General features: G+C 68.5%; 8 protein-coding genes. 5 read left to right on the forward strand and 3 right to left on the reverse strand.

Annotated elements, in window-relative coordinates:
* Positions 1 to 238: 238 nt before the first annotated feature.
* Positions 239 to 5,773, reverse strand: coding sequence for a beta strand repeat-containing protein (locus ASC66_RS06080; RefSeq protein ID WP_157509661.1), 5,535 nt, complete (start codon positions 5,771 to 5,773; stop codon positions 239 to 241).
* 320 nt (positions 5,774 to 6,093) lie between these two features.
* Here ASC66_RS06080 and ASC66_RS06085 point away from each other — a divergent pair, with 320 nt between their 5' ends.
* The 5 genes from ASC66_RS06085 to ASC66_RS06105 are packed head-to-tail and all read left to right on the forward strand — an operon-like array spanning position 6,094 to position 9,014.
* Complete coding sequence (locus ASC66_RS06085; protein WP_157509662.1) at positions 6,094 to 6,534, forward strand: DUF6916 family protein; 441 nt, start codon at positions 6,094 to 6,096, stop codon at positions 6,532 to 6,534.
* Positions 6,531 to 7,391: a GNAT family N-acetyltransferase gene (locus ASC66_RS06090; RefSeq protein WP_055835952.1), complete on the forward strand. Its 861-nt coding sequence runs from the start codon at positions 6,531 to 6,533 to the stop codon at positions 7,389 to 7,391. The genes ASC66_RS06085 and ASC66_RS06090 overlap by 4 nt, the downstream gene beginning before the upstream one ends.
* Positions 7,384 to 7,902 carry a phage tail protein gene (locus ASC66_RS06095; protein ID WP_055835955.1) on the forward strand — a complete coding sequence of 173 codons (519 nt, stop codon included), beginning with the start codon at positions 7,384 to 7,386 and terminating at the stop codon, positions 7,900 to 7,902. The genes ASC66_RS06090 and ASC66_RS06095 overlap by 8 nt, the downstream gene beginning before the upstream one ends.
* A 27-nt stretch (positions 7,903 to 7,929) precedes the next feature.
* A complete protein-coding gene (locus ASC66_RS06100; RefSeq protein ID WP_055835956.1) occupies positions 7,930 to 8,436 on the forward strand; it encodes a phage tail protein in 507 nt (168 codons plus the stop codon).
* 41 nt (positions 8,437 to 8,477) lie between these two features.
* Positions 8,478 to 9,014, forward strand: coding sequence for a phage tail protein (locus ASC66_RS06105; RefSeq protein ID WP_055835959.1), 537 nt, complete (start codon positions 8,478 to 8,480; stop codon positions 9,012 to 9,014).
* Between the two features lie 3 nt (positions 9,015 to 9,017).
* Here the strand turns inward: ASC66_RS06105 and ASC66_RS06110 are convergent, their stop codons facing one another.
* Together ASC66_RS06110 and ASC66_RS06115 are read right to left on the reverse strand one after the other, a co-directional pair.
* Entirely contained in the window at positions 9,018 to 10,067 is a 1,050-nt protein-coding gene (locus tag ASC66_RS06110) for a zinc-dependent alcohol dehydrogenase family protein (RefSeq protein WP_055835962.1), read from the reverse strand.
* A 370-nt stretch (positions 10,068 to 10,437) separates the two neighbouring features.
* Complete coding sequence (locus tag ASC66_RS06115) at positions 10,438 to 12,588, reverse strand: ATP-dependent Clp protease ATP-binding subunit (RefSeq protein ID WP_082492046.1); 2,151 nt, start codon at positions 12,586 to 12,588, stop codon at positions 10,438 to 10,440.
* Between the last annotated feature and the right edge of the window lie 3,009 nt (positions 12,589 to 15,597).

Here is a 15,597-nt window from a genome sequence, read left to right on the forward strand (position 1 = left end):
TTAAGTGCAGCGGCCCGGTGAATTCACCGGGCCGCTGCACTGTGTCCGGGCCCCGAACGCCGCCCGATCGAGCCCGCGTTCCGCTGATTGAGCTTGTCGACATCACTCCAGCGGAAAGGCTTCGACAGGCTCAACCAGCGGAGCCCGGTTTCGACAAGCTCAACCAGCGGAGTGCGCTCAGCCAGCGGCAAGCGGAGGGGCGGGAAGCGCGACCGCCGGATGGCGGCCGCGCCCCGCATCAGTCGCGGTCGCGCGTGCCTGCTCGGCGTCTGCGCAACACGGCGGTGACCAGCACAGCTCCGCCGCCGAGCAGCAGGAGGACGAGTGCTCCGGTGAGCAGCGCCCCGCCGTCGAAGCCGCTTGCCGACAGGTCTGTTCCCGAGGTTCCGGTGCCGGGGGCCGGCTCGCCGCCCGGGTTCCCGCCCGGGTCTGAGCCGTTGCCACCGTCATCCGCTGTGACGGTGACGTCGCTGCGCTTGAACAGCACGCTTCCCGTCGGCGCCGTTCCCGACGCCACGATCGAGTGCGCGCCCGAGAACTCTGCCGGGATCGTGATCGTTGCACGGGCGACCCCCGCGGCATCCGCCGTCACGGTTGCGAGCACCGTCGGGGTCGAGTAGATCGAGAAGACGACGGGCGAGTCTGCGGCGAAGCCGGACGCGCTGACGTCGAGCGTGCTGCCGGGCGCCACAGTCGCGGGAACGCCCTCAAGCGCTCCGCTCCCCTCGGGAACTGTCGCGGGCGGCATCACGACGGGCAGCGCCTGCAGCGTGACGGTCAGCGTCTGCGTCGTCGTCAGACCCGCGGCATTCGTCGCGGTCAGCGTCACGGGGTACTCCCCCACTGGCGCCGTCGTCGTTCCGTCGATGGTGGCCGTGCCGTCGCCCGCATCGCTGAAGCTGAGGCCGTCGGGCAGGGCACCGCTGATGCTGAGCGCGATGTCGTGCGGGAATCCGCCCTCGGTGGTGACCGCGAAGCTGCTCACCACGCCCCGCTTGACGATCGCGGAATCCGCGCTGCTGATCGCCGGGTGCTCCGTCACGGTCAGCGTGAACGCCTGGGTGGCCGCACCCGTGGTGTTCTTCGCCTTCAGTCTGAGCGCGTAGTCGCCGCCGCTGCCGGCCTTCGGCGTGCCATCGAGCACAGCTGTTCCGTCACCGTTGTCGGTGAAGGTCAGGCCCTTCGGCAGCGTTCCTGCCACGCTCAGCTCCACCGCCCCCGAGTATCCGGGGCTGCTGGTCACGGCGACGGCCGCCGCGTCGCCCACCGTGATGGTCGCCGTGTTGGGCGAGGTGATCGCCGGGTCCTCTGTCACCGTCAGCGTGAACGACTGCGTGCTCGACCCTGCGCCGTTCGTCGCCGTCAGCGTCAGCGGGTATGTCCCGCCGCTGCCGACCGCTGCCGTGCCACCGAACGTCGCGGTGCCATCACCGTTGTCGGCGAATGTGACACCGGCAGGCAGCGTACCGCTCTGCGTCAGGGCGACGGCGCCCGGGTGACCGGGGCTGCTCGTCACCGTGAAGGCCGCCGCCGATCCCACGGTGATCGTCGCGGCATCCGCCGATGTGATCGCGGGCCCCTCCGTCACCGTCAGGGTGAAGTTCTGGGCGCTCGATCCGGCGAGGTTCGTCGCCGTCAGGGTCAGCGCGTGGTCGCCTCCGGTGGCTGCGGCGGGGGTTCCGGCGATCGTCGCGGTTCCGTCAGCGTTGTCGACGAACGTGACGCCGCTGGGAAGTGCGCCGCCCAGGCTCAGAGTGACGGCGCCCGGGTAGCCGGGGCTGCTCGTGACGGTGAACGAGAACGGTGCACCGACCGGAGCCGTGGCGCTGCTGGCCGAGGTGACCGCAGGCTTCTCCGACATCACCAGGTCCAGCGACTGTGCGGCATCAGCGCCGAAGCCGTTGCCCGCTCCGATCGCCACGCCGTGGGTGCCGCCGGTACCTGGTTCCGGTGTGCCGGAGATGGTCGCGGTGCCGTTGCCGTTGTCGACGAAGCCGAGGCCGGCCGGCAGGGCGCCCGCTGTGATGGCGGGCGCCGGCGTGCCGGCGGCCGTCACCGTGAAGCTACCGGCGACTCCGACCTCGAACGGGGCGGATGCCGCGCTCGTCAGCTGCGGCGGCGTGCCGACCGTCAGCGTCGCCGCCGCGCTCGTCGCGCCCACGCCGTCGGTGACGACGACCCGGTACTGCGCGCCGCTCATCAGTTGAGTCGCCGTGAAGCTCAGCGTTGCGACGCCGGCGCTCAGTGTTCCGCCGGGCACGTCCGTCCAGCTGGAGCCGTCACCCGAGCGCTGCCACTGCGCGGTCACCGTGCCCGTCGACGGGTCGGCGGGGACCACGGTCGCCGAGAAGGTGGCGGTGGCGCCGACCACGGTCGTGACCGACGACGGCTGGGCGGTGATCTGCGGCGCATTCCGCACCGTGACGACCATGAGCTCCGTCGACGTGACCTCGGTGTTCGATGCGCTCAGGATCACGTTGTAGACGCCGGGGGCGACGTTGTCGCCGATCCAGAAGTCGTAGGAGATGCCGTCAGAGGTGGTCAGGGTGGCTCCGGGCAATCCGGCGAAGGTGAGGTTCGTCACCGTCGGGAATCCCGGTGCGACGCTGATCGGGATCGAGTCGTTCCCGCGGTAGGTGAGTTCGGCCGTCGCAGGCGCGGTGATGACAATCGGCGCCGTCACCCGGATCGGGATCTGGATGGAGGAGGTCGGCCCAGTCGCCGAGTTGCGCGCGGTGAAGCTCACCGAATAGTCGCCGCCGGTCGTCGGGGTGCCGCTGAACGTGAAGGTGTCGGCGGAGACTCGCGTTACGGTGATGCCTGGGGGCACCGAGCTTACGGGATCGAGCGCCAAGGCAGCCGCCGCGGGGTGGCCCCCGCTTGCCGTCACGGTAATGCCGGATCCAACAGCAGCGCCCTCAGGAAGTGTGAGGCCGCTCGGGCCCGTGATGGTCGGAGCCTCCTCAACGGTGATGCTCAGCGCGCTCACCGGCGTGGTGTCGAAGACGTTGCTCGCCGAGACGTCGAAGACGTAGACGCCTCCGGCGCCGACGGGTGGAGTTCCCGAGATCGTCAATCGGCCGGCTGCGCTGGTGCCGACGGTGAGCCAGCCGGGCACGGTGGCCGGTGCCGTCGGGGAGACGGTGATCGTGGCATCCGGGATGCCGCTCGCGAACACCTCGAACGAGTGCTCCGCGCCGTCCACTGCCCAGCTCGCGGCGCCGGCACTGCCGATCACCGGCCCGGTCCACGCCGTCAGCTGCGCGCTCTCGCTGACCAGCGTGGGGTTGACGAAGTAGCGGTAGTGCAGGCCATTGTCTGTCGCGCTCGTCTGCGCAATCGTGAGCGTTCGGCCGGTCTCGCCGAGGTCGGCCCAGACAAATCCATCGCGCGAGACCTGCCAATGGCCGACCGGTGCAGGGTAGCCGCCCAGGCCAACGGTGAAGCTCGCCGCCGTGCCCACGGGCACCGTGATGTCGTTGGGTTCAGCTGCGACGAACGCATCTTCCTGCACGGTCAGCGCGATGGTCCGCGTCGTGCTGAGGCCGGCGCTGTTGGTGGCGCTCACAGTGAGCGAGTAGACGCCACCCGCTCCCGCGAGCGGTGTTCCGCTCAGTTCCAGGCCGCCGCCGATCAAACTGTCGGTAATACCGGGCGGCAGGCCCCCGGCGAGTTGGTCTACGCGCGCATCGGCCGGGAAACCGTCGCCCGCTGTGAAGTGAAGGCTCGCGGGCGTGCCGACCGCGAGGTCGAGGCCCGCGGGGCCGGTGACCGTTGGAGCCTCGTTCACCGTCAGGGTGAAGTTCTGAGTGATGATGTCGGCACCGGAACTCCTGCTGAAGACGAGCGGGTAGCTGCCGCCGGCGCCTGCGCCTGGGGTCCCCGAGAGCGTCGCGGTGGCCTGACCGGCCGCTCCGCCCACGATGGCCAGCCCGTCGGGCAGATCGCCAGAGACGTTGAGCGCGCCGAGCGGGCTGCCGACGGCCGTCACGTCGAAGCTCGCCTCTGTGCCGGCCACAAAGGTGACCGCATCCGGGCTCGTGAATCGCTGCGCCGGCGCCACGGTTATTGTGAGTGTCTGGCTCACGGAGGTGCTGCCGTTGCTCGCGCTGATCGACACCGGGTAGGTGCCGGCCACGGTCGGGACGCCCGAGATCGTCGCCGAACCGTCGCTCGCCGGGGTGTAGCTCATTCCTGTCGGCAGCCCCACGAGGGTCGCCGGGAGGGTGGGCACGGGGTAACCCGTCGTACGCACCGTGACGGTGTTCTCGGTGTTGATCTCGAACGACGCAGTGTTCGGGCTCGTGAACCTGGGGTCGGCCCGCAGCACCACAGGGGTCTCCAAGTTCAGGGTGCCGAACCGTGCCGTCGCCGTCAGCTCACCGGTCTGGCCGTGGGAGTCGAAGTTCGCCGTGGCGATGCCCTGGGCGTTGAACGCGGCGTTGCCGCTCACCGTTGCTGTTGTCGCGCCGGCCAGGGACCACGCCACCGCCGCGCCCGTGAACTGTGTGAGCGATCCCGCCGGCAGTGCGGCGCTGCCGGGAACGCTGGTGATCGTGGTGGTGAGCACGCCGCTCGTCGCGCCGCTTGCCAGGTCCAGGGCGCTCGGGCTCGTCACGAGCTCGAGCGCGGGCGAGGCCGCAACGCCCGGTGAGACCGGATCGCAGCCCGCCTGGCCGGCGCTGGGGTTGCAGCCCCACCAGTTGTTCGTAGCGTCGACGGTCGCATCGACCGCCACAACGCCGTCGACCCCGCGCGCCACTGCGAAGCCTCCCGCGCTGCTCGTGTTGCCCGTGAAGCTGTTGAAATGGGCGTTCGTCACACCGCCCAGCGTGTGAATTGCGGCGCCGGCGTACGATCCGTTCCCCGGCGCCGGGCCAGCGACGACGTTGCCGTCGAAGCTGTTGCGCAGCACGGACAGGGTGCCGGCCTCCTGGTAGACGGCACCGCCGCGTGCGGCCGCTCCCGGGTTCCCGGTCACGGAGTTGCCGGTGAAGCTGCTGTCGGTGACCGACGCGGTGGCCCCGGCGCCCGAGAAGTAGACGGCGCCGCCGCCGATCACCGTATTCGGGTTGGGCTCGGTGGCTCCGGTGGAACGGGTCATGTTGCCCGCAAAGTGGGTGCGCCGCACGGTGAAGCTCTCACCCGTCACGCTCATTGACTGGTAGGCGACCCCGCCACCACCGCTCGTGCCGGCATCGTTGTCGCTGATCTCGGAGTCTGTGATGGTGAGCGCGCCGCCCACGAACTGCACGCCGCCGCCAGGCGAGTTGGTCGGGCCGCTGTTGACCCGGTTGCCGGTGATCAGACTGTTGTCGATGGTCAAGGTGTCCGCAGGTGCGCCGGCCGAACCGGCCACGATTCCACCGCCGCCGTACAGATCGCCCACGCCACCGGTGATGGTCAGACCCTCGAGCGCCACCGTCACACCGCCGACCAGGTCCGGGTCGAGCACCAGCACGGACGTTGCGCCGTCGCCGATGATCCGCGCCGATCGATCCGTCTGACCCCTGACGGTGATGTCTGCGCCACTTTGCGTGCCGAGCTCAAGAGAGCCCAGCGCGGGGTTCAGCCGATAGTCGCCAGTCGCCACGTTGATTGTCGTGGGCTCTGTCCGGTTGTTGGCTGCGCAGAGCGCGTCACGCAGGGTCGGCCCGCTCGGCGACGTGATGCCGCTGCCGTCGACGCAGGATGCCGGCTGTGCGGTGTCTGCGGTGCTGGTGACCGCCCAGGTCTCCGATGCCGCTGCGGCCGGCGCTGCAACTCCCGCCACCGTCCCGCCGAGTGTGAGAGCGAGAACGGTCGCCACGGCCAACGCGCGCGCGGTTGCCGATCGAGCACGAAGGCGGACAGCGGGGATCGGAGTCATAGAGGCGTCAGGGCTTTCTGAAGTCGGGGCCAGACGGTGCAGCTGCCGTGGCAATCGGCCGGGCGCCCCGCGGAGCTCAGAATAATGGACGCTGTCCAGCAGCGTAAATCTAATCGGAATGCTGCCCTCGAAAGAAGGCCCCGAACTGGGGGGATTCTCGGGCTGCGCGACGCGGTCGCCAGGAACAAGAATGGACGACGTCCATATTCCAACCTGGGGGCTCCATGCGTGAGATTTCTCGCCGAGCAGTGATGGCGTTGGGGGCCGGTACCGTCGGCTCGATCGCCATCGCCACGCTGAGCGCGCCGCCAGCCCTCGGCGCACCCGTCCCCCTCGGAACGACAGTGCCGGCTTTCACGCCGTCGCCCGCCGCCGGCCCACCGGTGCGCTCGCACTTCATCGGTCACATCGGCGAGACCTTCCTGGCCACAACCGACGCAGGCAGCACTCCGCTGATTCTGGCCGACGTCCTCGACCTGACCCACGCGGCAGCCAACGACGAGAATCGCTTCAGTCTCGTCTTCACAGCGCCGGCAGGAGCCGAGCGCACGGCGGCGATCTATACGATCACCCACCCGGTGGCTCCCGCCGCATCGCTCTACCTGAGCCCGATCGGCGATCCGGAGCTGCGCGAATTGCAGGCGCTCGTCAACCGCCCCCAATGATCGGATCCACAGGAACGACGCAGACGATGCCGCCCCGCACGTCGCTGCATCTCGAGCAGCCCGGCGATGAGGAACTACTGCACTCGCTCTTCGCGGAGGCCCGCACGCTTGAGCTTGGAGCCCTCCCGGACGAATTCCGAGCGACCTTCCTCGACCAGCAATTCGGCCTCTGGCAGCACCACCTCGAGCAGAGTTTCCCCTCGGCCGAGAGGCTGATCATCAGGGATTCTGCCGGCACCGCGATCGGCCGGCTCGTCCTGGAGGTGACGGCCGCGGGCATCCACGTGGTCGACATTGCTGTGCTCAGCGCATCGCAGCGGCGCGGTCACGGCTCCGCTGTGATGCTTGCAGTGCTGGACCGAGCCGACGCCACCGGGGCGCCCATCACCCTCACCGTTGCGAGCGGCAATGGCCCGGCCCGCGCCTTCTACGCTGGCTTCGGCTTCGTTGACATCACGCCCGCTGAGGGCGAGACGGGTGCGCACCGGGCGCTCTGGCGGGCCACACCACGTGCGCGCGCCACACAGGCCGCCACGCACGCGCAGCACATCCCGCAGCTGCCGGAGCACGCGGAGTTCCTGCGACTGGTCGGTAGCACCTTCGCCGCCGTCGACGAGAGCGGGCACGCCATCTCGCTCACGCTCGGCGCGTGCAGTGAACTGCGCCGACCCGCTACAGGCGCGGCGAGCTACGTCCTCACCTTCCACGGCCGTGGCACGGCTCGAGGGCAGGGGATCTTCACCCTCGCCGGCCCCGGGATGAGCGAAATGGCACTCTTCCTCGTGCCAACCCAGCTCTACGAGAGCGAAACCGCGTACACCGCGACCATCAACCTGCTGGAGGTCGACCATGTCTGAAGGATTCGTCGGTGAGATCCGCTATTTCGGCGGCAGTTACGCTCCACCCGGCTGGGAGCCCTGTGACGGACGGCAGCTCAGCATCGCCAACGACCAGGTCCTCTTTGCGCTGATCGGCACCACCTACGGCGGCGATGGGGTGACCACCTTTGCGCTGCCCGATCTGCGCAGCAGAATCCCGGTGCACCAGGGCACCGGCGCCGGGAGCTCGTACACGACCGGTCAGACCGGCGGTGCAGAAACGGTGACCCTCGGCGCGGGCAATCTGCCGCCGCACACGCACCCCCTCCACGCCGCGGCCGCCTCGGCGACGACCGCCGGCGTTCAGAACATGGTCCCGGCGAGCTGGGCCGATACTCCCTATGCACCTGCGTCGGCAGGAACGCCGCAACCGCTGGAGGCCAGCCCCGGCGACGCCGCTGGCGGCAACCAGCCCCACAACAACATCCCCCCTTCCCTCGCCGTCGGTTACATGATCTGCCTCCAGGGCATCTTCCCGTCACGGCCATAGCCGCCGTCAATTCCCTGAGAGGACACCATGGAACCCTTCCTCGGCGAGATCCGCCTGTTCAGCTTCGACTGGGCCCCGAAAGGCTGGCTGCGTTGCGACGGAACCCTCCTGGCCATTTCAACGAATTCGGCGCTGTTCAGTTTGCTCGGCACGCAGTTCGGCGGCGACGGCCGTAACACCTTCGCACTGCCGGACCTACGGGGCCGGTCGCCTCTCGGTGCGCAGCGTTCGAGCGATTTGCGTCAGGGTGATTCCGGGGGTGAGGCCGCCCACTCGCTGTGGATCGGCGAGATGCCCGCGCACAGCCATCGCGCGTCCGCCATTCAGCAGGCCTCCCAACTCACACCGGCCGACGGCCTACTGGCCAGTCCCGGGAAGCCCGCCTTCGCCGCAACGGGTTCCGGTGGGGCGGCCCCGATGGCCGCACAGGCGGTCACATCGGTCGGAACAGGCCAGCCGCACGAGAATCGACCGCCCTTCCTCACACTCAATTTCTGCATCGCGACGGCCGGCATCTACCCCAGCCGCCCGTGACCTGCGCCGCTCCCTGACCCTCCAAACGACGGAAAAACGACATGGCCGACCCATACACCGGAGAGATCCGCCTCCTCCCCTTCAACTTTGCCCCCATCGACTGGGCCTGGTGCGACGGCTCCCTGCTCCCGATCCAGCAGAATACTGCGCTCTACTCGATTCTTGGCGTGCAGTACGGCGGCAACGGCACGTCGACCTTCGGGCTTCCGAATCTCACAGATCGCTTTGCCGTCGGCCAGGGGCAGGGCCCCGGTCTCAGCCCGTACACGGTGGGACAATCCGGCGGAAGCAAGACGGTCACCCTGACCCTCGACGAGATGCCCGCCCACGTGCACGCGCTTCAGGCGCTCAACATCCCGGGACAGGCGAACTCACCGGCAGGCAACGTGTTCGCCGTTCCGCGTCAGGGCCGCGCCCCGGTGAAGCGTTACGGGCAGGGCGCTGCGGCCGATCTCGTCCCGCTCCACCCCCAGGCGTTGCAGCCTGCTGGCGGCGGTCAGCCCCATGACAACATGCCGCCATTCCTGGGACTGCACTTCGCCATCTGCCTGTACGGCAATTATCCGCCGCGCCCCTGAGCCCTACGGCCGCAGCAGCACCTTCGTCGCCCGGCGCTCGTCCATGGCGGCGTATGCCTCGGCGACCGCGCTGAGCGGCAACTCGACGTCGAAGACGCGGCCGGGCTCGATCACGCCGGCAAGCACCTCAGGCAGCAGCTCCTCGATGTAGTTGCGCACGGGGGCGACGCCGCCGTTGACACCGACGTTGCGGTTGAAGAGCGGGCGCACCGGCAGCTCCGGGCCGCCGTTGGGCGCACCGACGTAGCCGACCATGCCGCCGGGGCGGGTCGAGCGGATCGCCTGGTCCATCGACTCCTTGGTGCCGACGCACTCGAGCACGTAGTCGGCGCCGATGCCGCCGGTCAGTTCCTGAATGCGTGCGACACCCTCGTCGCCGCGCTCCTCGACGATGTCGGTCGCTCCGAACTCGCGGGCAAGAGCCTGCCGCTCCGGATGCCGCGACATCGCGATCACGCGGGCGGCGCCGAGGCGGTTCGCGGCGATCACGGCGCAGAGGCCGACGGCGCCATCACCGACGACGGCGACGGTGCTGCCAGGGGTGACGCCGGCAGAGACGGCGGCGTGGTGCCCGGTGCCCATGACGTCGGCCAGGGTCAGCAGGCTCGGCACGAGGGCGGCATCCGGGACAGACGGCGTTGCGACCAACGTGCCGTTGGCGTTGGGCACACGCACGAACTCACCCTGCGCACCGTCGACGAAGTGGCCGGACTCGTCGTTCGAACCCCACCATCCGCCGTGCAGACAGGAGGTGCTGACGCCGTTTCGGCAGTTCACGCAGGTGAAGTCGCAGTGGTAGAACGGTGCGATCACGAAGTCGCCCGGCTTCACAGCCGTGACGGCGGCGCCGAGCTGCTCGACGATGCCGACGAACTCGTGACCGATCCGGTGCGGTTCGTGAGTGGGAGTGACGCCGCGGTACGGCCAGAGGTCGGAGCCGCAGACGCAGGCGGCGACGACCCGCACGATGGCGTCGGTGGGCAGGGCCAGCACCGGGTCGGCCACCTCGTCGAGGCGGATGTCTCGTTCACCGTGGATCACAGTTGCGCGCATGCTGCGAGCCTACGCGGATCCCGTTGATTGAGCTTGTCGAAATCGGGTTTCGACAAGCTCAACCAGCGGCACACTCTGCCGGTCGAGTATCGCGATGCGCAGCGTCGCGAAAGGCGGCAGCCCTCTCCAAGGCAACCTCGAGAACCGCCACCGATGCTGGTGCGGGTTTCGCACGCGGCAGGGTGTCGATACGGCCCTGGCGGGCCCACTCGACCAACAGGGTTTCGACAGGCTGAACCAGCGGGCGGGCGAGTACACGAAACGGCCGCCCCAGTATTCGGGGCGGCCGTTTCGGGTCGGGCATCAGGGCTTCGGTCGTTCCTCCCTCAGCCGACGTGGAGAGGGATCACTCAGCCGACGTGGTGCGCTGTTACTCGCTCGCGCCGACCGTGAGGCTGTCACCGTCGGCCGCGAGGTCGACCCGCACGAGGTCGCCGTCACGCACGGCGCCGCTGAGCAACGCATTCGCGAGCCGGTCATCGATCTCGTGCTGCATCAGACGGCGCAGTGGCCGGGCCCCGTAGATCGGGTCGTAGCCGCGTTCGGCCAGCCAGCGCCTGGCGTCCGGCGTCACCGCCAGCGAGAGCCGGCGGTTGGCGAGGCGCTTCGACAGCCGTTCGATGTAGAGCTCGACGATCTCACCGAGCTCCTCCTGCGAGAGCGCGGAGAACACGACGATGTCGTCGAGTCGGTTGACGAACTCGGGCTTGAAAGCCTGGCGCACCAACTGCTGCACCGCGGTCTCCTTCTCGTTCCACGTCAACGACTGGTCGACGAGGAAGTGCGAACCGAGGTTCGAGGTGAGAATCAGGATGACGTTGCGGAAGTCGACCGTGCGGCCCTGACCGTCGGTGAGGCGGCCGTCGTCGAGCACCTGCAGCAGCACGTCGAAGACCTCCGGGTGCGCCTTCTCGACCTCGTCGAGCAGAATCACCGAGTACGGGCGACGCCGCACGGCTTCGGTCAGTTGACCGCCCTGCTCGTAGCCGACGTAGCCGGGAGGGGCGCCGACGAGACGCGACACGGTGTGCTTCTCGCCGTACTCCGACATGTCGATGCGGATCATCGCCTTCTCGTCGTCGAAGAGGAACTCGGCCAGCGCCTTGGCGAGCTCCGTCTTACCGACGCCGGTCGGTCCGAGGAACAGGAACGATCCGGTCGGGCGGTCGGGGTCCGAGATTCCGGCACGCGTGCGGCGCACGGCATCCGAGACCGAGGCGACGGCCTTCTTCTGACCGATCAGGCGCTTGCCGAGCTCGTTCTCGAGGTGCAGCAGCTTCTCGGTCTCACCCTGCAGCAGCCGGCCGACGGGGATTCCCGTCCACGCGGCAATGACCGCGGCGATGTCCTCCTCGGTGACCTGCTCGTTGACCATACGGTCTTCGATCGGGTCGTTCTCGGCCTGCTCCGCCGCCTCGAGCTGCTCCTGCAGCTGCTTGATCGTCGTGTATTCGAGCTTGGACGCCTCGGTGTAGTCGGCCTCCCGCATGGCGCGGTCGCGCGCGCGGGTGGCCTCGTCGAGCTGCTTCTTCAGATCACCGACGGCCGTGAGCGATGCCTTCTCGCGCGCCCAGCGGGCCTCGAGACCACCGAGCTCCTCGCTCTTCTCCGCGAGCTCCTCACGGAGCTTCTCCAGGCGCTCCTTGGAGGCGTCGTCCTTCTCCTTCTTGAGGGCGAGCTCCTCCACCTTCATCCGCGCGACCTGGCGCTTCAGCTGGTCGATCTCCACCGGAGAGGAGTCGATCTCCATCTTGAGCCGGCTCATCGCCTCGTCGACGAGGTCGATCGCCTTGTCGGGCAGCTGGCGCGCGGTGATGTAGCGGTTACTGAGGGATGCCGCGGCCACGAGCGCGCCGTCGCTGATCGTCACTCCGTGGTGCGCCTCATACGCGCCCTTCAGCCCGCGCAGAATCGCCACGGTGTCTTCGACGCTCGGCTCACCCACGAACACCTGCTGGAAGCGGCGCTCCAGGGCGGCATCCTTCTCGATGTACTCGCGGTACTCGTTGAGGGTGGTGGCGCCGATCAGGCGCAGCTCGCCGCGGGCGAGCATGGGCTTCAGCATGTTGGATGCCGCGACCGAGCCCTCGCCGCCGCCCGCACCCATCAGGGTGTGCAGCTCGTCGACGAAGGTGATGATCTCGCCGTCGGATTCGTTGATCTCCTTGAGGACGCTCTTCAGCCGCTCTTCGAACTGGCCGCGGTACATCGCACCGGCCACGAGGGCGCTGAGGTCGAGCGATACGAGCCGCTTGCCCTTGAGCGAGTCGGCGACGTCGCCGGCGACGATGCGCTGGGCGAGGCCCTCGACGACGGCGGTCTTGCCGACGCCTGGCTCACCGATGAGTACCGGGTTGTTCTTGGTGCGCCGGGTCAGCACCTGGCTGAGCCGGCGGATCTCGGCGTCCCGCCCGATCACGGGGTCGAGCTTGCCGCTCGCCGCGATCGCGGTCAGGTCCACGCCGTACTGTTCGAGGGCGCTCTTGGCGTCTTCCTGGGGTGGCTGCTGGCCTGGCTGCATTGTGTGTTCCTTTCCGTGCCGCGCTCGACCGTCGGATGCCGCGATCGGCGGCAGACGGTCGACAAAACTTGAGTCGATGTGACTCAAGTTTACCAAACTGTGGAGGCCGGCGAAAGGCGCGCGGCTGGGAGTCGGCTGAGCACAGCGACAGGGCGCCCCGTCGGATGACGAGGCGCCCTTCACCGGCCGCGCTACTCGGCCGCGCGCTGCAGCTCGATCAGGCCCGTCGGGAAGCGATCTCGCGCCGAGACGTAGACCGTTCCCTTGAGCGGATTCACCGAGACGCCGTAGACCCTATTGCCGTACGCGGTCGCCGTGTAGTCCTGGATCGTGCTCAGGTCGGCCGCCTTCAGCACGAGCACGCCGCTCGCTTCGAAGGCGTCGCTCTGGTGGCCGAGGTACAGCCGCCCGGCGAGCGGGTCGACCGCGATCGAGCGCAGGTCCGGGGTAGCCGAGGTCGCCGCCTCAGCCACCACCTCATAGCTCGCGTCGTCGTAGGCTCGCACGGATGCCGTGGCGCCCGTGGCATCGGAGTTGCTCACGTAGATGCGCTTCGCCGTCGCGTCGTAGGCGATGCCGTGGGAGCGCCAGTTGGCGCCATCCGTCGCGACCGTCGTGATCAGCTCGCCCGTCACGGCGTTCATCACGTCGAAGCCGCTGGCTCGGCTTGCTCCGAACACCCGGCCGCCGGCCAGGTCGACGTCCATGCCCCGCACGTTGCCGGAGGGGAAGGTGAACGGGCCGCGCAGCACGGTGTCGTCGCTCAGCTTGAGCACGGCCCACGATGCGCCGTACGCAACGTAAAGCTCGCCCTTCTCGGCGTCGAGGGCGACGTCGCGGACACCCTCATCGGCACCGCCCGGGACGAGGTGCGTTGCGATGAGCGTGTCGGTGACCGGGTCGATCTCCAACACCCGCGCCGGGCGCATCTCGTTGCCGACGAAGACGTGGCCGGTCTTCTCGTCGACGACCGAGCCGACGGGGCGCACATCGAGATCTGCGTTCGCCGCTGAGGAGGCGATTGCGCTCAGCGCCTTGGCGGTGTAGCTCAGCCCGACGGGCGGAGTCGCCGGATCGACGGGGTCAACGGGGTCAACGGGGTCGACTGGGTCGACGGGATCAACCGGGTCGACGGGATCAACCGGGTCGACCGGGTCAACCGGGCCGGCCGCTCCGACACGCTGGCTCACCGTGACAGACACGGCGGTCATCTCGGAGCCGGGCGGATTGAGGCGGAAGTCACGGTTGGAGACGAACACCCGCTGGTGCTCCTCGTCGACCGAGATGCCGTAGCCGTCCTTGCCATACTTCGGATCGGCCAGATCGGCCAGCAGCGCACCGGTCTTGACATCGTGCACCGAGAATCCGCCTGTGCCGGCCGCCGTTCCGGTGTAGCCGACGTAGACGAGCCCGTGGGTCGAGTCGACATCGAGCTGACGGGGGTTGGCCCTGCTCGTCATCGACCACAGGGCCGCGTAGCTCTTGTCCACGTCGAAGGCGGCGATGTTCACGGCGTCTGGGACGTCGCTGAAGTACGCCGTCGTGACGATGCCGTTGGTGGGGTCTGCCGCCACGTAGTACGCGTCGGCCGTTCCACCGACCACGCCGATGGATTCACCGGTGACGGCGTCCAGCACCTCGACACCGCGCGATGGCACCGCGCCATACACGAGGCCGCGCACGGGGTCGACGTCGATCGAGCGATTCGACTCGATGAACGGGAACGGGCCACGAACGATCTGACCGAACGTCNATGCTCAACCTGACGACGCTCACCTGGGTGCGTTTCCTCGTCTGGCTCGCCCTCGCGGCATCGGCGACATCGCTGAAGTAGACGGCTGCGACGCGGCCGTTGGCGGGGTCTGCCGCCACGTAGTAGGCGTCGGCCGTTCCACCGATGACGCCGATCGACTCACCCGTGACGGCGTCCAGCACCTCGACACCGCGCGACGGCACCGCGCCATACACGAGGCCGCGCACGGGGTCGACGTCGATCGAGCGATTCGACTCGATGAACGGGAACGGGCCACGAACGATCTGACCGAACGTCGCATCCGCGATCGACACCACGACCCAGTTCCGGTTCTGCTGCCCGACATAGAGCAGCTCACCCTCATCATCGATGCCCAGGTCCCGGATATTCTCCGGCAGCGTGATCTCCCGCTTGACCGCATCCGTCGCCGGATCGACCTCGAAGATCTTCTGCGAGTTCTGGTCACCCAGGTACAGCAGATCCTTCTTCTCCGAGTACGCACTGCCAGCCGGCAGCTTCGCGTTCGCCTTGCTCACCGAGGAGATCTTCTGCGAGTTCTGGTCACCCAGGTACAGCAGATCCTTCTTCTCCGAGTACGCACTGCCAGCCGGCAGCTTCGCGTTCGCCTTGCTCACCGAGGAGAGCGAGGATATCTGCTCGTAGTCGAAGCTCGGGTCGAGCACGCGCTCGCTGATCGTGACGGCGGCCGAGGTCATCTCGGAGCCGGGCGGGTTGAGGCGGAAGTCACGGTTGGAGACGAACACCCGCTGGTGCTCCTCGTCGACCGAGATGCCGTAGCCATCCTTGCCATACTTCGGATCGGCGAAGTCGCCGAGCACCGTTCCCGTCTTCGGATCGTGCACGCTGAAGCCGCCGGAACCGACGGCCGTTCCGGTGTAGCCGACGTAGAGTAGCCCGTTGCTGCTGTCGAAGTCGAGCTGACGCGGGTTCGCGCGGCTCGTCTTCTCCCAGATCGAGGCGTAGTTCTTCTCGACATCGAAGGCTTCGATGTTCACGGCATCGGCGACATCGCTGAAGTAGACGGCTGCGACGCGGCCGTTGGCGGGGTCTGCCGCCACGTAGTAGGCGTCGGCCGTTCCACCGATGACGCCGATCGACTCACCCGTGACGGCGTCCAGCACCTCGACACCGCGCGACGGCACCGCGCCATACACGAGGCCGCGCACGGGGTCGACGTCGATCGAGCGATTCGACTCGATGAACGGGAACGGGCCACGAACGATCTGACCGAACGT

This window comes from Leifsonia sp. Root4, assembly GCF_001425085.1.
Taxonomy (GTDB): domain Bacteria; phylum Actinomycetota; class Actinomycetes; order Actinomycetales; family Microbacteriaceae; genus Microterricola.